This window comes from Pseudomonas sp. P8_241, assembly GCF_034008315.1.
Lineage (GTDB): Bacteria > Pseudomonadota > Gammaproteobacteria > Pseudomonadales > Pseudomonadaceae > Aquipseudomonas.
Genome location: NZ_CP125377.1, coordinates 5,681,585 through 5,703,907 on the forward strand (window position 1 = coordinate 5,681,585; position 22,323 = coordinate 5,703,907).

The 22,323-nt window shown below is 58.8% G+C and carries 19 protein-coding genes; 15 read left to right on the forward strand and 4 right to left on the reverse strand.

Annotated elements, in window-relative coordinates; all coding sequences use genetic code 11:
• The 11 genes from QMK58_RS25460 to QMK58_RS25510 all read left to right on the forward strand — a co-directional run bounded on the left by QMK58_RS25460 (window position 1) and on the right by QMK58_RS25510 (window position 15,896).
• Window positions 1–1,440, forward strand: a complete 1,440-nt coding sequence (locus tag QMK58_RS25460) for a sigma-54-dependent transcriptional regulator (RefSeq protein WP_053162454.1) — start codon at window positions 1–3, stop codon at window positions 1,438–1,440.
• An 808-nt stretch (window positions 1,441–2,248) separates the two neighbouring features.
• The gene (locus tag QMK58_RS25465; protein WP_053162456.1) at window positions 2,249–3,649 is read left to right on the forward strand and encodes a polynucleotide adenylyltransferase PcnB; all 1,401 of its coding nucleotides are present in this window, start codon (window positions 2,249–2,251) and stop codon (window positions 3,647–3,649) included.
• A gap of 3 nt (window positions 3,650–3,652) precedes the next feature.
• Entirely contained in the window at window positions 3,653–4,138 is a 486-nt protein-coding gene (folK, locus tag QMK58_RS25470) for a 2-amino-4-hydroxy-6-hydroxymethyldihydropteridine diphosphokinase (RefSeq protein WP_053162459.1), read from the forward strand.
• A 386-nt stretch (window positions 4,139–4,524) separates the two neighbouring features.
• Window positions 4,525–5,325, forward strand: coding sequence for a 3-methyl-2-oxobutanoate hydroxymethyltransferase (gene panB, locus QMK58_RS25475; RefSeq protein WP_053162461.1), 801 nt, complete (start codon window positions 4,525–4,527; stop codon window positions 5,323–5,325).
• Window positions 5,322–6,182 (forward strand): pantoate--beta-alanine ligase, encoded by an 861-nt coding sequence (gene panC, locus QMK58_RS25480; RefSeq protein ID WP_320395591.1) that lies wholly within the window; start codon window positions 5,322–5,324, stop codon window positions 6,180–6,182. Before panB ends, panC begins: the two co-directional genes overlap by 4 nt.
• Before the next feature lie 117 nt (window positions 6,183–6,299).
• Entirely contained in the window at window positions 6,300–6,680 is a 381-nt protein-coding gene (gene panD, locus QMK58_RS25485) for an aspartate 1-decarboxylase (RefSeq protein ID WP_003228271.1), read from the forward strand.
• Window positions 6,681–6,903: 223 nt separating this feature from the next.
• Window positions 6,904–8,568, forward strand: coding sequence for a glucose-6-phosphate isomerase (pgi, locus tag QMK58_RS25490; protein WP_053162465.1), 1,665 nt, complete (start codon window positions 6,904–6,906; stop codon window positions 8,566–8,568).
• Between the two features lie 201 nt (window positions 8,569–8,769).
• Entirely contained in the window at window positions 8,770–10,707 is a 1,938-nt protein-coding gene (gene acs, locus QMK58_RS25495; protein ID WP_320395592.1) for an acetate--CoA ligase, read from the forward strand.
• 99 nt (window positions 10,708–10,806) lie between these two features.
• Entirely contained in the window at window positions 10,807–11,673 is an 867-nt protein-coding gene (locus QMK58_RS25500; protein WP_053162468.1) for an oxygenase MpaB family protein, read from the forward strand.
• A 154-nt stretch (window positions 11,674–11,827) separates the two neighbouring features.
• Complete coding sequence (locus tag QMK58_RS25505) at window positions 11,828–12,844, forward strand: class I SAM-dependent rRNA methyltransferase (protein ID WP_053162470.1); 1,017 nt, start codon at window positions 11,828–11,830, stop codon at window positions 12,842–12,844.
• Window positions 12,845–12,905: 61 nt separating this feature from the next.
• On the forward strand, window positions 12,906–15,896 hold the full coding sequence (locus tag QMK58_RS25510) for a DUF748 domain-containing protein (RefSeq protein ID WP_320395593.1): 2,991 nt from the start codon (window positions 12,906–12,908) through the stop codon (window positions 15,894–15,896).
• Between the two features lie 278 nt (window positions 15,897–16,174).
• Here QMK58_RS25510 and QMK58_RS25515 read toward each other — a convergent pair whose 3' ends face one another.
• Both QMK58_RS25515 and QMK58_RS25520 read right to left on the reverse strand, forming a co-directional pair.
• Window positions 16,175–16,531, reverse strand: a complete 357-nt coding sequence (locus QMK58_RS25515; protein ID WP_320395594.1) for a BON domain-containing protein — start codon at window positions 16,529–16,531, stop codon at window positions 16,175–16,177.
• Window positions 16,532–16,932: 401 nt separating this feature from the next.
• Window positions 16,933–17,355 (reverse strand): pilin, encoded by a 423-nt coding sequence (locus tag QMK58_RS25520; protein WP_320395595.1) that lies wholly within the window; start codon window positions 17,353–17,355, stop codon window positions 16,933–16,935.
• A 240-nt stretch (window positions 17,356–17,595) separates the two neighbouring features.
• On the opposite strand from QMK58_RS25520, the gene QMK58_RS25525 reads away from it, so the two are divergent.
• Genes QMK58_RS25525 through yacG form a run of 4 tightly spaced genes read left to right on the forward strand, consistent with a single transcriptional unit; the run spans window position 17,596 to window position 20,504 of the window.
• Window positions 17,596–18,813, forward strand: coding sequence for a type II secretion system F family protein (locus QMK58_RS25525; protein WP_053162480.1), 1,218 nt, complete (start codon window positions 17,596–17,598; stop codon window positions 18,811–18,813).
• Window position 18,814: 1 nt separating this feature from the next.
• Window positions 18,815–19,687, forward strand: a complete 873-nt coding sequence (locus QMK58_RS25530) for a prepilin peptidase (RefSeq protein ID WP_053162482.1) — start codon at window positions 18,815–18,817, stop codon at window positions 19,685–19,687.
• The gene (coaE, locus tag QMK58_RS25535; RefSeq protein WP_053162484.1) at window positions 19,684–20,307 is read left to right on the forward strand and encodes a dephospho-CoA kinase; all 624 of its coding nucleotides are present in this window, start codon (window positions 19,684–19,686) and stop codon (window positions 20,305–20,307) included. Before QMK58_RS25530 ends, coaE begins: the two co-directional genes overlap by 4 nt.
• Window positions 20,304–20,504, forward strand: a complete 201-nt coding sequence (gene yacG / locus QMK58_RS25540; protein ID WP_007970539.1) for a DNA gyrase inhibitor YacG — start codon at window positions 20,304–20,306, stop codon at window positions 20,502–20,504. Before coaE ends, yacG begins: the two co-directional genes overlap by 4 nt.
• A 35-nt stretch (window positions 20,505–20,539) precedes the next feature.
• On the opposite strand, the gene QMK58_RS25545 is transcribed toward yacG, so the two are convergent.
• Both QMK58_RS25545 and QMK58_RS25550 read right to left on the reverse strand, forming a co-directional pair.
• Window positions 20,540–21,229, reverse strand: coding sequence for an energy-coupling factor ABC transporter permease (locus tag QMK58_RS25545; RefSeq protein ID WP_053162486.1), 690 nt, complete (start codon window positions 21,227–21,229; stop codon window positions 20,540–20,542).
• 71 nt (window positions 21,230–21,300) lie between these two features.
• Window positions 21,301–22,233 (reverse strand): LysR family transcriptional regulator, encoded by a 933-nt coding sequence (locus tag QMK58_RS25550; protein ID WP_053162488.1) that lies wholly within the window; start codon window positions 22,231–22,233, stop codon window positions 21,301–21,303.
• Window positions 22,234–22,323: the final 90 nt, after the last annotated feature.

Genomic DNA, 22,323 nt, shown 5'->3' on the forward strand with positions numbered 1-22,323 from the left:
ATGCCGCACATTTTGATCGTCGAAGACGAAACCATTATCCGCTCCGCCTTGCGCCGCCTGCTGGAACGTAACCAGTACCAGGTCAGCGAAGCCGGTTCAGTGCAGGAAGCACAAGAACGCTTCACCATTCCCTCGTTCGACCTGATCGTCAGCGATCTGCGCCTGCCGGGTGCGCCTGGCACCGAGCTGATCAAGCTCGCCCAGGGCACGCCTGTGCTGATCATGACCAGCTATGCCAGCCTGCGCTCGGCGGTCGACTCAATGAAAATGGGGGCTGTGGACTACATCGCCAAGCCGTTCGACCACGACGAGATGCTGCAAGCTGCCGCGCGAATCCTGCGTGACCGGCAATCAGCCCAGTCTGGTGTTGAGCCGGTGGCCAGCAAGGCCACCAATGGCGCAGTGAAATCCGCTACCGACAACAGCAATGGCGAAATCGGCATTATCGGCTCGTGTCCGCCCATGCAGGACCTGTATGGCAAGATCCGCAAAGTGGCACCGACTGACTCCAATGTCCTGATCCAGGGCGAGTCCGGAACCGGTAAAGAACTGGTCGCGCGCGCGCTGCACAACCTGTCCAAACGCGCCAAGGCACCGATGATCTCGGTGAACTGCGCAGCCATTCCGGAAAGCCTGATCGAGTCCGAACTGTTCGGCCACGAAAAAGGCGCTTTCACCGGCGCCAGCGCCGGGCGTGCCGGCCTGGTCGAAGCGGCGGACGGCGGCACGTTGTTCCTCGATGAAATCGGCGAGCTGCCACTGGAAGCCCAGGCTCGCTTGCTGCGCGTCCTGCAGGAAGGCGAAATCCGACGGGTAGGTTCGGTGCAGTCGCAAAAGGTCGACGTGCGTTTGATTGCCGCGACTCACCGCGACCTCAAGAGCCTGGCGAAGATCGGCCAGTTCCGTGAAGACTTGTATTATCGCCTCCATGTGATCGCACTGAAATTGCCTGCCCTGCGCGAGCGTGGCGCAGACGTCAACGAAATTGCGAATGCATTCCTGGCGCGGCAGAGTGCGCGAATCAACCGCACAGACCTGAAATTCGCCGCCGATGCCGAGCAGGCCATTCGTCACTATTCCTGGCCCGGTAACGTCCGCGAGCTGGAAAACGCCGTCGAGCGCGCCGTGATCCTGTGCGAGAGTCCGGAAATTTCCGCCGAATTGCTGGGCATCGACATCGAACTGAGTGACCTGGAAGACGATGATTTCATCGGCCTGCCCCCGCAACAGGGCAACGGTAGCTCCAGTAACACCAACCATGAGCCGACCGAAGATCTGTCCCTGGAGGACTACTTCCAGCATTTCGTGCTCGAACACCAGGACCACATGACCGAAACCGAGCTGGCGCGCAAACTCGGCGTCAGTCGCAAATGCCTGTGGGAACGTCGTCAGCGCCTGGGTATTCCACGCCGCAAGACCGGAGTGCCCAGCGAAAGCTGAATCGCACCTGTCTGATGTGCAGGTAACACGTGTTTTTGTGAAAAAACTGTTACCTCACTTTTTTCACGTAACAGAAGCCGGGGCTTACGGTAACGAAACCCCGGTTTTTTTTCGCCTTCATAAACCCACCTAACCGACCCAACCCCTTGTTTTACTAGGCTTCGCAAAAGTTGGCACGCACCCTGCTATATGTTTGGTACAAGAACAATAACAAGCAATGCACAAGACAATAAAAATAAGACGAATCGACTCACGCACAATAAAAACAAGACGGCGAGAGGCGCAGCTAACTGATTCTTTTGGAGAGGCGTTGTATTTGGGGCTAGCCCCACGACCAGGCCGAGAACAACAAAAAACTGTCCTAAGACAGAGCCTGTACTGGTTGGATCGAAAGATCACTGCAATTCAGCGACCAAAGCAATCCGTTTGCTCTTGGCTCCCGATTGGGAGGGTCATGAAGGAAAAGCTTCATGACGAGGGCACTCAACAAAAATAAAAAGCCCGAAACCAAAAATAAAAATAGAGCATGCAACTACTTCTTGGGGAGCTTCGGCTCCCCTTGTGGTTTCCGCGATTCAAAGAAATCACCCAGCCCCCTGTAGAAGCGAGCGTGCTCGCGAAAAACTCATAGGCGCCGCCTGGGCATCTGATTCCCCGCGTAATCGTTGACGACCATCGCGAGCATACTCGCTCCTACAGGGTCATAACGCGTCGTCCTACACCATCCCCCGACTAAATGCTAGAATCCCCGCCCATCATGCGGTCGTTCTTCTGGTATGGCCGAATATTCCTTCAAACAGTGCATCCCATGCTGAAGAAGCTGTTCCAGTCATTCCGTTCTCCAAAGCGTCATACGCAACACATTCGCAGTACGCCTGAAGTGCTCAACAGCGGCCAACACTCGCTGCAGAAGGCGCAATTCAGCCGTTATGCGGTGAATATCGTCGAACGCCTGCAGAGCGCCGGATACCAGGCCTACCTGGTCGGCGGTTGTGTGCGCGACATGCTGCTGGGTATCACGCCGAAAGACTTCGACGTTGCCACAAGCGCCACTCCAGAACAGGTACGAGCCGAATTTCGCAACGCGCGGATCATCGGTCGCCGATTCAAACTGGTGCACATCCACTTCGGCCGCGAAATCATCGAAGTCGCGACCTTCCGCGCCAATCACCCGCAAAACGAAGAAGAGGAAGACAGCAACCAGTCTTCCCGCAACGAGAGCGGGCGCATTCTGCGTGATAACGTTTACGGCACGCTGGAGGAAGACGCGCAACGTCGCGACTTCACCATCAATGCCCTGTATTACGATCCGGTCAGTGAGCGCATCCTCGATTACGCCAATGGCGTACACGACATCCGCAATCATTTGATCCGTCTGATCGGTGATCCGAAGCAGCGCTACCAGGAAGACCCGGTGCGGATGCTGCGGGCAGTGCGTTTCGCCGCCAAGCTGAATTTCGGCATCGAAAAGCACAGCGCCCAGCCCATCCGTGAACTGGCGCCGATGTTGCGAGAAATCCCTTCGGCCCGCCTGTTCGAAGAAGTGCTCAAACTGTTTCTCTCCGGCCATGCCGCCGATACGTTTGAAATGCTGGTCGACCTGCAACTGTTCGATCCGTTGTTCCCGGCCAGTGCCGAAGCGTTGGAATACAACCCCACGTACACGCACACCTTGATCAGCGAAGCTCTGACAAACACCGATCTGCGGATCAAACAGAACAAACCGGTAACCCCGGCCTTCCTGTTTGCAGCCCTGCTTTGGCCGGCCCTGCCGGCACGCGTCCTGCGCCTGCAAGAACGTGGCATGCCACCGATTCCGGCGATGCAGGAAGCGGCGCACGAGCTGATTGCAGAACAGTGCCAACGCATTGCGATTCCGAAACGCTTCACCATGCCGATCCGCGAGATCTGGGACATGCAGGAGCGCCTGCCACGCCGCAGCGGCAAGCGTGCCGATCTGTTGCTGGACAATCCACGCTTCCGTGCCGGTTACGACTTCTTGCTGCTGCGCGAAAGCGCTGGCGAGCAGACCGACGGTCTGGGCGAGTGGTGGACCGACTATCAGGACGCCAATGAAAGCGAGCGTCGCGACATGATCCGCGACCTCAGTGGCAAAGACGACGGCACCGGGGGGCCGCGCAAACGTCGGCGCAGCGGTGGTTCCAAGCGAAAACGCGCCGCAGGCGCTTCGAGCACCACGGACGAGTAATCCATGGAACGCGTTTATATCGGCATGGGCAGCAACCTGGCTGCACCCGCCGAACAGTTGCGCAGTGCTGTCGAGGCACTGGCGCAGTTACCCCATTCTGAGCTGTTCGGGGTTTCTGCGTTTTACCAGAGCGACTCGCTGCTGCCGGGTCAACCGCGCTACACCAACGCGGTCGCCGCACTCGACAGTACATTGGCGCCGTTGGCGTTATTGGATGCCCTGCAAGCCATTGAAAATGGACAAGGCCGCGAACGCCTTGAACGCTGGGGGCCACGTACGCTGGACCTCGATATTGTGCTGTTTGGTGACCGGTTGATCGACGAGCCGCGCCTCAAGGTCCCGCACTACCATATGCAGGAAAGGGCCTTCGTTCTGTATCCGCTCGCCGAGCTGGCACCGGCGGATCTGCGATTAGCCGATGGCCGGACCCTGGCCGAACTGCTCAAGGCATGCCCGTTCGTCGGCCTGGAGCGACTCCCCCCGAACTGACCCAAATCCCTTGCGCGAGCGGCCTGCTCGCGATGGCGGCAGTACATCCAATATTGGTATGTACTGATCCAGCGCCATCGCTGGCAGGCTCGCTTTTACATTGGTTTGTGGTGAACACAAAAGTGCAACTGGCCGCCGAATCGAACAAACCTGCTGAATCGCATCAGTTACCCCGGTAACACCCCACCCGTAACAATGCGGTAACACACACAATTGACTTCCCTCGTTCTCCTCACGACTATAGGCGTCCCGCTGCCGCCAACACGGCGTTAAAGGGCGCAATCCAGGCCTTAAAAGCACGACAGAAGAACGTGCGCCTGTGTTTATCGAAGAATCACGCGCGTTACTCGCAGTAGTTTCCACAGCGCCTGAATGAGGAACTTTTCATGCCAGCCATCACCCTGACCACCCTGCAAGGTCTCAAGCAAAAAGGTGAAAAGATCACCATGCTGACCTGCTACGACGCGACCTTCGCCCACGCCTGCAATCAGGCGGGAGTCGAAGTGCTGCTGGTGGGCGACTCCCTCGGCATGGTTCTGCAGGGTCACGACAGCACCCTGCCCGTTACCACTGCGGAAATGGCTTACCATGTCGCCTCCGTCAAACGCGGTAACAGCGATGCCTTGATTCTCGCCGACCTGCCTTTCATGGCTTATGCCACCACCGAACAAGCCATGACCAACAGCGCCCTGTTGATGCAGGCCGGTGCGCACATGGTCAAGGTCGAAGGTGCATTGTGGCTGGCCGACTCGATCCGCCTGCTAGCCGAACGCGGCATCCCGGTATGCGCGCACATGGGCCTGACGCCGCAGTCGGTGAACATCCTGGGTGGCTATAAGGTTCAAGGCCGCAACGAAAACCAGGCGCGGCAGATGCGTGCCGATGCAATTTCCCTGGAGCAGGCTGGCGCGGCGATGCTGCTGCTTGAATGCGTACCCAGCGAACTGGCTGAGGAAATTACCCAGGCGGTGAATATTCCCGTGATCGGGATCGGCGCCGGCCATCGCACCGACGGTCAGGTATTGGTCCTGCACGACATGCTGGGATTGTCCATTACCGGCCGCGTACCAAAATTCGTGAAAAACTTCATGACCGGCCAAACCAGTATTGATGCGGCCTTGCGTGCCTATGTGACTGAAGTCAAAGCGGCGACTTTCCCAGGAATCGAACACGGATTTTCTGCATGAACACCGTAAAAACCGTACGCGAACTACGGGCCGCTGTGGCCCGCGCCCGCAACGAAGGCAAGCGCATAGGCTTCGTGCCAACCATGGGCAACTTGCACAGTGGTCACGTGGCGTTGATTACCAAGGCCACCCAACGGGTGGATTTCGTGGTCGCGAGCATTTTCGTCAACCCGCTGCAATTCGGTGCTGGCGAAGACCTCGACAAATACCCGCGCACACTCGCCGCCGACCAGGAAAAACTCCTCGAAGCCGGTTGCGACCTGTTGTTCGCACCCACCGTTGAAGAGATGTACCCCGACGGCATGACGGGCCAGACCCGCGTCAGCGTCCCGCAATTGTCCGAAGGTTTGTGCGGCGCGAGCCGTCCGGGGCATTTCGAAGGCGTGGCGACGGTGGTCAACAAACTGTTCAACATGGTCCAGCCGGACCTGGCGATTTTCGGCCAGAAAGACTTTCAGCAACTAGCCGTGATTCGCGCACTGGTGCATGACTTGAACATGCCGGTCCAGATCATCGGCGAGCCAACCGTGCGCGCGGCCGATGGCCTGGCGCTGTCATCGCGCAACAGCTTCCTGAGCGAAGAACAACGGGCCATAGCGCCGATTGTGTATCGCACGTTGAGCGAGATCGCCGAGTCGATCAAGCAGGGCCGGAGGGATTTCCCGGCGCTGATCGACGCACAAATCAAACAGCTCGAAGCGACGGGTCTGCGTCCGGATTACCTGGAAATTCGCCATGCCCTGACCTTGCACCCGGCAACGGCGGAAGATCGCGACCTCGTGATTCTGGTGGCGGCGTTCCTCGGCACCACGCGGCTGATCGACAACCTGCACCTGAACCTCGACGCGCTCGTCTGAACACGAAAAAACCTGTAGGAGCGAGCTTGCTCCTACAGGGGTTGTGCTGTGCCCACCTGTAATGCATTGCCCCCACCAACCCTTCGGGCCATTTGCCCGCCGACCTGGGAAAGATCCATGCACGCCATCATGCTCAAAGCCAAACTGCATCGCGCCGAAGTCACCCACGCCGTCCTTGATTACGAAGGTTCCTGCGCCATCGACGGTGAATGGCTCGACCTGTCCGGTATCCGTGAGTACGAGCAAATCCAGATTTACAACGTCGACAACGGCGAACGCTTCACCACCTACGCCATTCGAGGCGAAGAAGGCTCGCGCATGATTTCGGTCAATGGCGCGGCCGCGCACAAGGCTAAAGTCGGTGACCGCGTGATCATCTGCGCTTACGCCCACTACAGCGAAGCCGAACTGCTCAACTTCAAGCCGCGCATGCTCTACATGGCGCCAGGCAATGAACTGAGCCACACCAGCAACGCCATTCCGGTCCAGGTCGCCTGATCCGGGCGCTTTCTCCTCCGTTTGTCGGACCGTTCCTAACTTCGATGTTAAAAAAGTACCGGAAACAGGTCAGACAAAGTCAAGACAGATCATGACGCGGGGTTTACTGTATTCGCCCTGCGCCATGAAATCGAATCGTCGCAGTTGACCGGACGCCCACCCACAGCGCTCCGGTATTTTCAGTATTAAAAATGCCGTTCAAGTAAAAAGGAAACCCGCAGCGATGGCGTACTACCGCACCCCTCACGACGTGACCGCTCTGCCCGCCTGGCAAGCGCTGAAAGACCACCGCCAAGCCATGCAGGATTTCAGCATGCGGGAGGCGTTCAATGCCGATCCGCAGCGCTTTACTCAATTCACTCTCAGCAGCTGCGGCCTGTTTCTCGACTACTCGAAGAACCTGATCAACGCCGAGACCCGCAATCTGCTGGTGGGCCTGGCTAACGAAGTCGACCTCAAGGGCGCAATCAAGGCGTTGTTCGACGGCGAAATCGTCAATTCTTCAGAAGGTCGCCCGGCACTCCATACCGCGCTGCGCCGTCCGGTTGGCGACAAGCTGTCAGTCAATGGCGTCAACGTGATGCCTGAAGTGCACAAGGTGTTGAACCAGATCACCGACCTCGTTGGCCGAATCCATGACGGCCTGTGGCGCGGTTACACCGAAAAACCGATCACCGACGTAGTGAACATCGGCATCGGTGGCTCCTTCCTCGGCCCCGAGCTGGTCTCCGAAGCACTGTTGTCCTACGCCCAGAAAGGTGTGCGTTGCCACTATCTGGCAAACATCGACGGCAGCGAATTCCACGAACTGGCCATGAAGCTGCGCGCCGAGACCACGCTGTTCATCGTCTCGTCGAAATCCTTCAACACCCTCGAAACCCTGAAGAACGCCCAGGCCGCCCGTGCCTGGTACCTGGCTCAGGGTGGTTCGGAAGCCGAGCTGTATCGCCACTTCATCGCGGTATCGAGCAACAACGCCGCCGCCGTGGCGTTCGGTATCCGCGAAGAAAACATCTTCCCGATGTGGGACTGGGTCGGTGGACGTTACTCGCTGTGGTCAGCCATTGGTTTGCCGATCGCCCTGGCCATCGGCATGTCGAATTTCAAGGAACTGCTGTCCGGTGCTTACACCATGGACCAACATTTCCAGACCGCGCCGTTCGAACAGAACATGCCGGTGCTGCTGGCCTTGCTCGGTGTCTGGTACGGCAACTTCTGGGGCGCGCAAAGCCACGCGATCCTGCCATACGACCACTACCTGCGTAACATCACCAAGCACTTGCAACAGCTGGACATGGAGTCCAACGGCAAGAGCGTGCGCCAGGACGGCACACCGGTTTCCACCGACACCGGGCCAGTGATCTGGGGCGGCGTTGGTTGCAACGGCCAGCATGCGTATCACCAGTTGCTGCACCAGGGCACCCAACTGATTCCGGCCGACTTCATTGTGCCGATCGTCAGCTTCAACCCGCTGTCCGACCACCACCAGTGGCTGTACGCCAACTGCCTGTCCCAGAGCCAGGCATTGATGTTGGGCAAAACTCTGCCCGAGGCCCAAGCTGAGCTGCGCGAGAAGGGCATGAGCGAAGACGAGGTACAGAAACTCGCCGCGCACAAAGTGATCCCGGGCAACCGACCGAGCAACACCCTGGTGGTTGAACGCATCAGCCCGCGCCGCCTCGGTGCGCTGGTGGCGATGTACGAACACAAAGTCTTCGTGCAAAGCGTGGTCTGGGGCATCAACGCCTTCGACCAATGGGGCGTGGAGCTGGGCAAAGAGTTGGGCAAAGGTGTCTACAACCGCCTGGTCGGCAGCGAAGAAACCCCTGCCGAAGATGCCTCGACACAAGGCCTGATCAACTACTTCCGCGGTCGTCACCGCGGATGATTTGACGGTGCGGCAGTAATGCCCTCCTCTGTAGGAGCGGGCTTGCCAGCGAAGACGGTGTGTCAGTCCGATAAATATTGACTGATCCACCACTTTCGCTGGCAAGCCAGCTCCTACGAGGGTCGTACCGCTCCCCTCTTGAACCCATTGACCTCTCGGCGCATCTTTATCCTTGTCGCAAAACAAGAATAAGGAACCGTCATGTTCGATATCAGCACGTTCCCCAAAGCCGATGCCGTCCGCCGGGCTGCACAATTGAGTCAAGACGACTACCACCGCCTCTACCGCCAGTCCATCGAACACCCCAGCACCTTCTGGGCCGAACAGGCCACACGCTTCCTCGACTGGAGCGCGCCGTGGGACACCGTCCAGCGCTATAACCTGAAAACCGGCGAAGCCAGCTGGTTTGCTGGTGGCAAGTTGAACGTCAGCTACAACTGTATCGACCGCCATTTGCAACAGCGCGGCGACCAGGTCGCAATCATTTGGGAAGGCGACGACCCTGCCGACTCCCTCTCGATCACCTACAAAACACTGTATGAAAATGTCTGTCGCCTGGCCAATGTGCTGAAAAGCCGAGGGGTGAAAAAAGGCGATCGCGTGTGCATCTACATGCCTATGATTCCGCAAGCGGCTTTCGCCATGCTCGCCTGTACCCGCATTGGCGCGGTGCACTCGGTCGTATTCGGGGGCTTCTCGCCTGACTCCGTACGCGACCGCATTCTCGACGCCGACTGCCAGACCGTCATCACCGCCGACGCCGGCGTTCGGGGCGGCAAACCCGTACCGCTCAAAGAGAAAGTCGACAAGGCGCTGCAAAGTTGTCCGAATGTCAGCACCGTCATCGTCGTCGAGCACACCCACAGTGAAGTCGAATGGATCGAAGGCCGTGACATCCGGTATCACCAGGCGCTACGAGACGCCAGCGCCGATTGCCCGCCCGAGCCGATGGACGCCGAGGATCCGCTGTTCATCCTCTACACCTCCGGCAGCACCGGCAAACCCAAAGGCGTACTGCACACCACCGGCGGCTACTTGCTACAGGCGACGATGACCTTCAAATACGTGCTGGACTACCGCGACGGCGAAGTCTTCTGGTGCACCGCCGATGTCGGCTGGGTCACGGGCCACAGCTACATCGTCTACGGCCCGCTAGCCAACGGCGCGACCACGCTGATCTTTGAAGGCGTGCCGAGTTACCCCAGCACTTCACGCTTCTGGCAGGTGATCGACAAGCACAAGGTGAACATTTTCTACACCGCCCCGACCGCTTTGCGCTCCCTGATGAGAGAAGGCCCGGAACCCTTGAAGCAAACGTCAAGGGCCAGCGTCAGGCTGCTCGGCACCGTCGGCGAACCAATCAACCCGGAAGCGTGGGAATGGTATTTCCACGCCGTCGGCGAAGAGCGTTGCCCGATTGTCGATACCTGGTGGCAGACCGAAACCGGCGGCATCATGCTCAGCCCGCTGGTCAGTGCGCAACGAATCAAACCTGGCTGCGCCACGCAACCGATGTTCGGCGTGCAACCGGTGTTGCTCGACGAACAGGGTAAGGAAATCAAAGGCGCCGGTAGCGGCGTGCTGGCGATCAAATCCAGCTGGCCCGCGCAAATCCGCAGCGTCTACGGTGACCCGCAGCGCATGGTCGACACCTACTTTAAACCTTACCCCGGCTACTACTTCACCGGCGATGGCGCGCGACGCGATGAAGATGGCGACTACTGGATCACCGGACGCATCGACGATGTGATCAATGTGTCCGGCCACCGCATCGGCACCGCCGAAGTCGAAAGCGCCCTGGTGCTGCACGACAGCATCGCCGAGGCTGCCGTGGTCGGTTACCCCCATGACGTCAAGGGCCAGGGCATCTATGCCTTCGTCACCCCCATGAATGGCGTCGAGCCCGACGATGAACTGAAGAAGGAGCTGTTGGCTTATGTCAGCAAAGAGATCGGCAGTTTCGCCAAACCGGACTTGATCCAATGGGCGCCGGCCTTGCCGAAAACCCGTTCGGGCAAGATCATGCGGCGTATTCTGCGCAAGATCGCCTGCGGTGAACTCGACACCCTGGGCGACACTTCGACCCTTGCCGACCCAAGCGTGGTACAAGGCCTGATCGATAAACGCCTGAATCAATAACGTACTGCCTTGCGTAGGAGCGAGTTCACTCGCGATGGACTCAAACGCACCGCGTATCCTCACGTCCATCGCGAGCATGCTCGCTCCTACAGGTTCATTATGGAATTCATCCGCACCCGCATCGAAACCCAGATCATGAGCCTGACCGGTTTATCCCTCGGCAAGCTCGATCTGGAAAATCCTAAGGGCGACCCTGGCCTGTTCGGACCCGATTCGGTGAGCTGGCAAGTCCACGGCGACTTCAGCAGCATGCTGATCGGGGGCATCAGTGCCTTGATGCTGCAAGCCCTGCATCCGCTGGCGCTGGCCGGGGTCTGGGACCATTCGAATTTTCGCGAGGACATGCTCGGGCGCCTGCGGCGCACCGGGCAATTCATCTCCGGCACGACCTTCGGCTCACGCCAGGACGCCGACTGGCTGATCGAAAAAGTGCGCACCATTCACCTGCAAGTGACGGGCACGGCGCCGGATGGGCGCCCTTACGCGGCCAGCGATCCGGACCTGCTGACCTGGGTACACGTCGCGGAAGTCAGCAACTTTCTCGCCGCGCACCTGCGCTATCGCAATCCACACTTGTCCCTCGCGGATCAGGATCGCTATTACGCCGAAATTGCCTTGGTCGCCGAACGGCTCGGCGCCCGAGATGTGCCCCGCTCGCGGCAAGAAATTCGCGACTACCTTGAACGCATTCGCCCGCAACTGTTGTGCGATGAACGCAGTCGTGAAGTGCTGCGCCTGCTATTGAATGCTCCCTCCCCCAGCCGCCTGGCCAAGCCTTTCGGCGGGTTGATGATGCAGGCCGGGATAGATTTGCTGCCGGACTGGGCCAGCGACATGCTCGGCGTCAGCCAGAACCCGTTGCAACGCAAACTGATCCGCGCCAGCGTCAATCGCAGTGCGCCGATGTTGCGCTGGGCGGTACGCAATGGCTCGGTGCAACGTGCCAGGCGGCGGATGGGCCTGTAGGAGCTGGCTTGCCAGCGATAACCAAAATGCGGATTGTCAGATAAGCTGTGTTGCGGCCTTCGCTGGCAAGTCGCAAGGCCGCATCGCAGCGCCTACAGGTTGCGCTCCAAACTGTTAAACTCCCGCGCCCAAATCCTCCAGCAAGGCGCCCAGCATGTCTTCCTTGAATCAGGCGCTGCGCGCCGCCCTCGAACATCGCCAGGACCTGCTTGCCGAACTGCATCAGCAGGGCACCGATTGCTACCGCCTGTTCCATGGCAGCCAGGAAGGCGCCGGTGGCCTGACCATCGACCGCTACGGGCCGCAATTGCTGGTGCAGAGTTTCCACCAGCCGCTGGAACGCGAGGCGCTGCTGCAATTGCACCAAGCGATCAATCAACACCTGGGCCTCGACTTGCTGCTGGTCTACAACGACCGTTCCCGTGGCAACTCACGCATCGACCGCGAAGACATCGTGTACCGTGCCGACGATGCCGCCCTGCAAGACCTGGTCGGTCACGAGTGGGGCCTCAATTACCGGGTTCGCGGGCGTCATGCCGGTCAGGACCCGCTGCTGTTTCTCGACCTGCGCAATACACGCGGTTGGGTCAAGGATCACAGCAAGAACAAAAGCGTATTGAACCTGTTTGCGTATACCTGTGGCGTCGGCCTCAGCGCCGCGGCCGGTGGCGCAAGCGAGGTATGCAACCTCGACTTCGCCGAAGGCAACCTGGCGGTGGGTCGGGAAAACGGCCTGCTGAACCCGCAGTTGCCGACCATGTCATTCATCCAGTCCGATTACTTCCCGGCGATTCGCCAATTGGCCGGACTGCCGATCAGCCAGCGTCGCGGGCAAAAACTCCCGAGCTATCAACGCCTGGAGCAACGTCAGTACGACCTGGTGTTGCTCGACCCACCAGCCTGGGCCAAGAGTGCTTTTGGTACCGTCGATCTGCTGCGCGACTATCAGAGCCTGCTGAAACCGGCGCTGCTGACTACCGCTGACAACGGCGTGCTGATCTGCTGCAACAACCTGGCAAAGGTCAGCATGGACGATTGGCGCGAGCAGGTCCTGCGCTGCGCCGAGAAGGCCGGGCGGCCCGTTCGGGAGTGGACGGTGATGAAACCGGGTGCCGATTTCCCGTCGGCGGATCAACAGCCGCCTCTGAAAACGCTTATTTTGCAGCTGTAAACTGACGTCGGATAAATCTGAAGTTTCCTGAATCGGGCGATTCCTTCGGAACCGTAATCGCATGCCATACTCCAAGGCACTCCGATTCAGACAGATGAAGCCACACATGCCCAAAGGATTGATTCGCGCCATCGGCGCCTTGTTGACTGCTCTGGCCCTCTACAGCTTGCTGGGCTTTCTGATCTTGCCGGGAATTGCGCTGCGCGTAGCCAATCAGCAACTGGCCAATTACGCCACCATGCCCGCCACGATTCAGCGGATCGAACTCAATCCGTTCAGCCTTGAACTGACGGTCTGGGGCTTGAACATCGGCGAACCTGGCAAGGAACACGTAGGCTTCGAACGCCTATACGCTAACCTGCAGATCGACAGCCTCTGGACCAAGGCACTGCACCTGTCCGATGTTGAACTGGACAAAGCCAAGACAGAAATCCTGTTCGCCAAGGACGGCAAGCTCAATCTGCTCGGCTTGTTCAAGGTGCCCGCCAGTGAGCCGACGCCGACTGACCCGGACGCCAAGCCGTTTCCGTTGCGCATAGAGCGGATCAAATTCGCTGGCGGCGCCGTGCATTTCGAAGATGCCCGCCCCAGCGAGCCCATCGAATTCCTCTACGACACACTCGATTTCGAGCTGAAAAACCTCAGCACCCTGCCCGAAGACAGCGCCGACATGACCTTGGTGGCTATCGGCCCCAACGGCGGACAGATCGACTGGACCGGCAACTTCAGCCTTATCCCGCTCGCCTCCGAAGGTAAGCTGAAAATCACCGATGGCAAGATGAAAGCCTTCTGGCCCTATGTACGCGACGCCGTGCCGCTGGACCTCGAAAGCGGCATTCTCAGCGTCAGCACCGACTACAAACTCAACCTGTCCAAGGAAACCGAACTGCTGTTGAGTAACGTCTCGGCCACCATCGCCCCTTTCGCCATCAAGGCCCCAGACGGGCGTCCGCTGGTGAAGCTTGCGCGTCTGGACGTCAGTGAAACCACTGTGGACCTGGCGAAGCAGCAAGTAGTGGTCGGCAAGATCCGCAGCAACAAGCTGGAAACCTGGGCAGCGCTGGAGTCCGATGGCCAGCTCGACTGGCAGAAACTCTTCGCCAGCCAGCCAGCCAAACCGGTGGCCAAAGCCAAGGCTGACGCCGAACCCGCCACCGCACCTGCCTCCGCCGATTCGCCAAAACCCGAACCCACCGCGCCGAGCAAACCGTGGCAAGTGCTGCTCAAGGATGTGCAACTGCGCGATTACAAGGTGCATCTGGCGGATCGCAAGGCGCAACCTGCCGTGGAGCTGGAGCTGGCACCGCTAAATATCGATCTGGAAGGATACGACAGCCTCAATGGCTCGCCCTTCAAGCTCAGGCTCGATACCGGCGTAGGCAAACAAGGCAAGATCACGGCCGATGGCGAAGTCAACCTGGCACCGGTCAGCGCCAGACTGAATGTCCAGACCAAGGACATCGACCTGCGTGTCGCGCAGTCCTACATCAACCCATTCATTCGCCTGGAACTGCGCAGCGGCATGCTCGGCAGCGATCTGGCGGTCAACCTCAAGAGCACCGAACCGCTGGCTTTGAGCGTCACCGGCCGCGCCCGGATCGATCAGTTGCATACGCTGGACACCCTGAAAACCCGAGACTTCCTCAAATGGCAACAAGTGGTGGCCGAGGGTCTGAATTATCAGCACGGCGATAGCCTTTCGATCGACAGGATCAATCTGCTGCAGCCTTACGCGCGTTTCATGATCAACGATGACCGCACCACCAATATCGATGACCTGCTGATCCCCCAACCGGCCGATTCCGCTACCAAGACGACCACCGCCCAACCTGCCAGCAAAGACAAACCGTTGGGCATCCACATCGGTGGCATTTTCATCAATGATGGTTCGGCCAACTTCGCCGACTTCAGCCTGACACCGAATTTTGCGACCGCGATCCAGCAGCTCAACGGTCAGATTGGCACCATCGACAGCCGCCAGCCGAAACCGGCCAGTGTAGACGTCAAAGGCAAGGTAGATCGCTATGCGCCAGTGACCATCAAGGGCGCGGTCAACCCGTTCGACCCGATGGCCAGCCTCGACATCGCAACCAGCTTCAAACGCGTCGAATTGACCACGCTGACACCTTACTCGGGCAAGTTCGCCGGTTACCGCATCCGCAAGGGCCGACTCAACCTGGACCTTCATTACCGGATCACCAAGGGTCAGCTCAAGGCCGACAACAAAGTGGTGGTCGAGCAACTGCAACTGGGTGAAAAAGTCGACAGCCCGGACGCCGTAAGCCTGCCATTGAAGCTGGCCATTGCCCTGCTCAAGGACGTCGATGGCAAGATTTCCATCGAATTGCCCGTCACCGGCGACCTGAACAATCCACAGTTCAGCGTCATGCCGATTGTCTGGCAAACCCTGCGTAACCTGATCGTCAAAGCGGCGGCAGCGCCATTCAAGTTGATCGGCGGGTTGGTCAGTGGTGGCGGTTCGGAAGACCTGGGCACCGTCTCGTTCGCAGCGGGGTCCAGCGAATTGAGCAAGGATGCCGAAGGCGCGTTGGACAAACTGGCCAAGGCCCTCAAGGAGCGTCCGGCCCTGCGCCTGGAAATCGAAGGCACCGCCGCCAAGAGCAGCGATGGTCCGTTGATTGCCGAGCAACGCCTGGAACGGGAATACCAGTACAACTACTACAAAATGCTCCAGCGTCGTGGCGACAAGGTTCCCGCGCAGGCCTCATTGCTGGAAGTACCGGACAGTGAAAAGGGTCCCCTTCTGGAAGGCATCTTCCGCACTCGCCTTAAGACGCAACCAGCGCCGGAGTGGGAGGACTTGGGCAAGGAAGAACGCACCGCAAAAATGCGTGCCGAAGTGATCAAGTTCTGGAGTTCCAGTGATGTGCTGTTACGTCAACTCGGCCAGGAACGCGCCAGCAGCATCAAGGATTACCTGGTCGACAAGGGCCAGCTGGAAGATGACCGGGTGTACTTTATCGATGCCAACCTGGGCGAGGCGCAAAGTGACGGCCGGGTGATAACACCGTTGCATCTGGATGCGGAGTGAAAGCCCAGTCTTGCAACTGACGATCAATGTAGGAGCGAGCTTGCTCGCGATGGCTGACTGACATTCAACACAAATATTGAATGAAAGACCGCTTTCGCGAGCAAGCTCGCTCCTACAGGAATCATGTTGATTCCCCAAAAAACAGGCCCCGGCACGAATGCGCGGAGCCTGTGGTGGCCAAATCCTTATGGCCGGTCGCATGAACTCTTCAAAGGCGACAGACGTATGACTTTTCCCGTCTGCCGCAACTTCTCCCGGTCCAGGCGAGAAGCCTTGCCTTACTCGGCTTTCAGGCCGTCAGCGGAAACCGCTTTGACGCCTTCGATTTTCTTGGTGATCGCCACTGCGGTATCTTTCTGGGATTTAGTGACCGCTACGGTGGACGACAGGGATACAACACCCTTGTTGGTTTCGACTTTGATGTCGGTGCCTGGAATGCCTTTTTCGGTCATCAGGTCACTTTTGACTTTGGTGGTGATCCAGGTATCGGAAGTGTCCTGTTTCATTTCGGTCACTTCACCGGTAGCCAGCACCATTGGCGATTGGGATGCCTGGCTGGTTTGAGCGAATGCAGCATTGGCCATGGTCAGGGTCAGCGCGGTAGCAGCAGCGGCAGTGATAGCGAACTTCTTCATACGAGTAACTCCTGTTTTTCGGAAAAGTCTGCCGGGTGTCATGTCGGCAGGGTTGTCTGGAGTATTGCGAACGCTGTGCCAACTTTTCGATTAGATAAAAAACTATAAAAATCAATAAGTTATAGAATTTCAATTTTCCCGGAATCATGCAAAATGCATGAGTAGCAAAAACACTGCATGCAAGTTGCAGGTTTGAAGAAAGTTCCTAAGCTCATGAATTTTTTGAGCTTTTTTTAGTAAATGACATGAGTTCTCGACATGCGATTGCTCACACTTGTGCAGGAGCGAGCTCGCTGCGGGCGGCGTTGCGACTATGGACTCGAGAACTCCGCGCTTAGCCAGTAAATACGCGTTATCGTTAACGACCATCGCTAGCTGGCTCGCTCCTACAGGGTACTGCGTCAGGTTGCAGAACCGATGCAACCCTTAGGCACGTAATCCTGCGACACGGTACTCGCGCAGGACCAGCCGGTGGTGCCGTTGCGGGTCAGGGTGATGGTTTTGCCTTGTACCTGACCGGGCGCATTCTGTAGCGTGCAAACAATTTTGCCGTCACCCGACTCGGCAGTGGCTGTCACCGTCAGTGCACAGTTGCTGGTCGAGGTCCCGCCTCCCGGGACCACGTTTTCGGTAGCGGGTGTACCGCCCTGATTGATCACATCCTCGAAAGGCACCTTCATCGCGGAAATTTCGGCCAGTCCGGCCGTGACTTTGGCTCGGGCCTGATACTTGGAATACATCGGCAAAGCAAAGGTGGCCAGGATCCCGATGATTGCCACCACGATCAGTAGCTCGATCAGAGTAAAACCTTTGTGATTGTTCATAGCAAAACTCCGTGCATGAGTGGAAATCTCATGATCTGACCTTGGGGGAGCACAGCTTGTGCCAAGGCTCTGCCCTCGTGTTTTCAAGGGATGCGACCCGTGCGAAGCACTTTCCTACCCTCAGGATCCGCACTATCTGACGCTTTTTGTCACCTGACCGACGCGGGTTGGGCTTCGCCCGTTGACTAGGCTATAAGTCTCGCGAGGCAGTTCGACTAATCGAGTCACCAAGGGCAGAACATGGCGGTCAAGGCAGCAAAAATCAGTGTCTATACGTGGGAAGGTACAGACCGCAAAGGCAGCAAAGTCACCGGCGAGCTCAACGGGGCGAACCCGGCACTGATCAAGGCGCAATTGCGCAAGCAGGGCATCACGCCCGCCAAGGTACGCAAGAAACCACCGTCACTGTTCAGCATCGGCAAACGCATCAAAGCCCACGACATTGCCCTGTTCACCCGGCAAATGGCGACCATGGTGAAGGCCGGCGTGCCGTTATTGCAGTCGTTCGACATCATCGCCGAAGGCTTCGATAACCCGGCCATGCGCAAAATGGTGGATGAGCTGAAACAGGACGTTGCAGCGGGCAACAGCTTCGCCGCGGCCCTGCGCAGGAAACCTCAGTATTTCGATGATCTCTACTGCAACCTGGTCGACGCTGGCGAACAGGCCGGCGCCCTGGATACCTTGCTGGAACGCGTTGCGACCTATAAGGAAAAGAGCGAGCGCCTCAAGGCCAAGATCAAGAAGGCCATGACCTATCCTCTGGTGGTGGTATTGGTCGCGGCCATTGTCACCGGGATTCTCCTGGTCAAAGTGGTGCCGCAGTTCGAATCCGTGTTCAAGGGCTTTGGCGCCGAACTGCCGGCGTTCACGGTGATGGTCATCAGCCTGTCGCAGTTCATGCAGGCTTGGTGGTGGGCGGTGCTGGGCGCACTGCTCGTTGCGATCTTCGGTATGCGCCACGCGCTCAAGGCATCCCGGGTTTTTCGCGAACGAGTGGACGCCTGGCTCCTCAACCTGCCGCTGGTGGGCAGCCTGATGTACAAGTCCGCCGTGGCCCGGTTCGCCCGCACCCTGTCGACGACCTTCGCTGCTGGCGTCCCATTGGTGCAAGCCTTGGGGTCCGTGGCCGGTGCCACCGGTAACGTCGTGTTCAAACGCGCCGTGCTGCGCATCAAGCAAGACATCGCAACCGGCATGCAATTGAATTTTTCCATGCGCACCAGCGGAGTCTTTCCGAGCATGGCGATCCAGATGACCGCCATCGGCGAAGAGTCCGGCACGCTGGACGCTATGCTCGACAAGGTCGCCGGCTTCTATGAGGACGAGGTCGATAACCTGGTCGATAACCTCACCAGTCTGATGGAGCCATTCATCATGGTGGTACTGGGTGTTATCGTCGGCGGACTGGTAGTTGCGATGTACCTGCCCATCTTCCAACTCGGCTCAGCGATCTGACATGCCCTTGAACGAAATTCTGATGCTCCATCCGCTGGCTTTTGTCGTCATCGCCGGGGTGATCGGCCTGTTGGTCGGCAGCTTCCTCAATGTGTTGATCTGGCGCTTGCCTAAAATGCTCGAACGCGACTGGCGCCTGCAAGCCCATGACATTCTCGGGCTCCCCGCCGAAACACCGTTGCGGACCTACAACCTGATGCTGCCGCATTCCGAGTGTCCGCACTGCGGTCACCGGATCCGTGCCTGGGAAAACATTCCTGTGCTCAGTTTTGTATTTCTGCGCGGACGCTGCTCCGCCTGCACGACACCGATCAGCAAGCGCTATCCACTCACCGAACTGGCTTGCGGCCTGTTGTCGGCCTTCATTGCCTGGCACTTTGGTTTTGGTTGGGCGGCCTGCCTGGTGCTGATCCTGACCTGGGGCTTGCTGGCGATGAGCCTGATCGACGCCGGGCATCAGATTTTGCCGGACGTGCTGGTGCTGCCATTGATGTGGCTGGGATTGATCGTCAACAGCTTCGGCCTGTTCGTGCCCTTACAAGAAGCCCTGTGGGGCGCAATCGCTGGCTACACAGCGCTGTGGGTGGTGTTCTGGCTGTTCAAGCTGATCACGGGCAAGGACGGCATGGGTCACGGCGATTTCAAGCTGTTGGCCATGCTGGGCGCTTGGGGAGGCTGGCAAATCCTGCCGTTGACCATCCTGTTGTCGTCACTGGTGGGGGCCATCATCGGGTTGGTCAGCCTGCGTCTGCGCCACGCAAAAACCTCAACTCCGATCCCTTTCGGCCCCTATCTGGCAATTGCCGGCTGGATTGCCTTGCTCTGGGGTGGTCAAATAACCGACTTCTATTGGCAGTTTGTCGGTTTGAAATGAATACCCCTGTGGAAAAACCCTGGATTCTCGGCCTGACCGGCGGTATCGGCAGCGGCAAAAGCGCGGCCGCCCAACACTTCATCGACCTGGGCGTGCACGTGGTCGACGCCGATCACGCTGCCCGCTGGGTCGTGGAGCCGGGTCGTCCGGCACTGGTGCAAATCGCTGAACACTTTGGCCCCGGCGTGCTGCAGGCCGATGGGCAATTGGACCGCGCCGCCTTGCGCAAGCTGATTTTTGAAGTCCCGGATGAGCGCCTTTGGCTGGAGGCCTTGCTGCATCCGCTGATCGGCGAGGAGATTGCCCATCACCTGGCGCTGGCAAAATCACCCTATGCGATCCTGGTTTCGCCCCTTCTCATCGAGTCCGGACAGTACGCCATGACTCAGCGAGTGCTGGTCATCGATGCCCCCGAGCAGCTCCAGATCGAACGCACATTGCGGCGTGACCAGACCAGCGAACAGCAAGTCCAGGCGATCCTCAAGGTGCAGTCCAGCCGCCACGATCGCGTGAGCCATGCCAACGACGTCGTGGTCAATGACCGCGACCTTGCCTGGTTGCACAGCGAGGTCGAACGCCTGCATCACTTTTATCTTTCTTTGCGTGGAGGCCAGTCATGAGCCAACCAACAACCGTCGAATGCCCAACCTGTGGCGCCCCCGTGGAATGGACCGCCGAGAGCAAGTTCCGGCCATTCTGCTCCGACCGCTGCAAGCTGATCGACCTGGGCGCCTGGGCATCCGAAGAACACAAGATTCCGGTGGCGCCCGATGCCGAGGACGAAATGTTCAGCGGCGATTTCGACCCGCGGCATTGATCCATCGAATCGGCGATTCCAGGTTTTGACGTGAATCAGGACTTGGGATCGTCGTCCTTCCACGGCGCCGAGAGATAGCGCGTGCGGTTGAATGTCTCGAGCCACTCGGGGCTGAATACCACCAGCGCACTGACGATCATGCCGTTGATGAACGCTTCAGGAAAAATGATCAGCCACAGGTATCCGACGAAATCCTCCAGCCAGTACGGCATCTCGAAACGCTCATCGAACCATAACAACCAAAGCGCCAGCAGCAGGCACAGCAACGCCGACAGTGCGGCGGCGAAGAAACCGGACACGAAGATATACACAAAGGGATTTCGTGGCTGCGCACGCTCCACCAGAAGGGCGCAGCACTCCGTGACCAGCACCGGAAGCGCAATCAACAGCGCGCCATTGACCCCAACCGCCGCCAGATCCTGTCGGCCAAGCAACACCAGCCCCATTTGCGCCACCAACCCGCCGACCAGCGCCAGCGGCCAGTCCAACAGCAGTGTCACCGCCGTCATGCCGATGAAGTGGTATGACACGCCAGTATCGAAGTCACGCCGTACCAGCCACAACAGAAACAGCGCAAACACTGTTCCGAACAGCAAATGCTGACGTCGGCTATCGGTGAACAATTCAACCCACGGTGCGCGGCTGATCGCCCAGATCAACACCGGCACGTAGATCAGCCAGCCGACCGCAAGGGTTTGCGATGACAGCAACTCTGCACCGATCATGGCTACGCGCGCCTCCCAGGCGAAGAACAACAGACACTCAGTCTACACCGCCGCTGGCCCGCCCTTCGACTTCAAGCCCAATGCCGCGGATCGTTCATCACTGCCTCATGTTCGGCGAACACCTTCGGCAGTTCAGACTTGAGAAAGTCCACCCAGGTGCGCACCTTGGCATCGAGAAAACGCCGCGACGGATACAGTGCATACACATTGCGTTCGCGCAGGCGCCATGCCGGTAACACGCGCAGCAAAGTGCCGTCGCTCAAGGGCCGCGTCGCGGTGTAGAACGGCAGCAGGCTGATGCCCATGCCCGCCTCCGATGCCTTGACCATCGACTCGGCGACATTGCACTGAAAGGTCTTGGCCGGGCTGACGGCAAGCTCGCCGTGCTCGTCCTGGAACAGCCATTGATCGCTGTACAATGGGTCGAGCATGCGCAGGCATTGGTGATCGTTCAGCGCCAACGGCTGCTGCGGCACGCCCCGGCGTTGCAGATAGCCCGGGGAGGCGCAGGGTACGCTGTAGATCTGTCCGATGGCCTGCGCAACCATTTGCGAGTCGGCCAATTCGGCAGCGATCGAAATCACCACATCGTGCCCCTCCTCCAGCGGATCGGGATTGCGCTGCGACAAGGTCAGCTCGAACACCACATCGGGATAAAGCTCACTGTAGCGGGCGATCAAGGGTGTGAGCAGCACGCCCAGGCCGGTCATGCTGTGCACCCGCAGGCGTCCGGCCGGATTGATATGAGCGCCACGGGCCTCGGCCGTTGCCTCGTCCATGGCTTCGACAATTTGCCGACTGCGCAACAAAAAGCGTTCACCGGCTTCGGTCAGGCTCAGGCGCCGTGTGGTGCGGTGCAGCAGGCGCGCCTGTAGATGTTCCTCCAGATCCGCCACCAGTCGAGATACCTGTGCGGTCGACAAATCCAGTGCATCGGCGGCCCCGGTGAAACTGGCGCAATCGACAACGCGCATGAATACACGCAGGTTGTTAAGCACATCCATAAACCCTCCCCCGGGCGGTGACTGTTACGTTTTATGTAAGGCTGCATCCGCCGTTCACCCCTTTATCCGTCGGTGGCGAAGACTAAAATT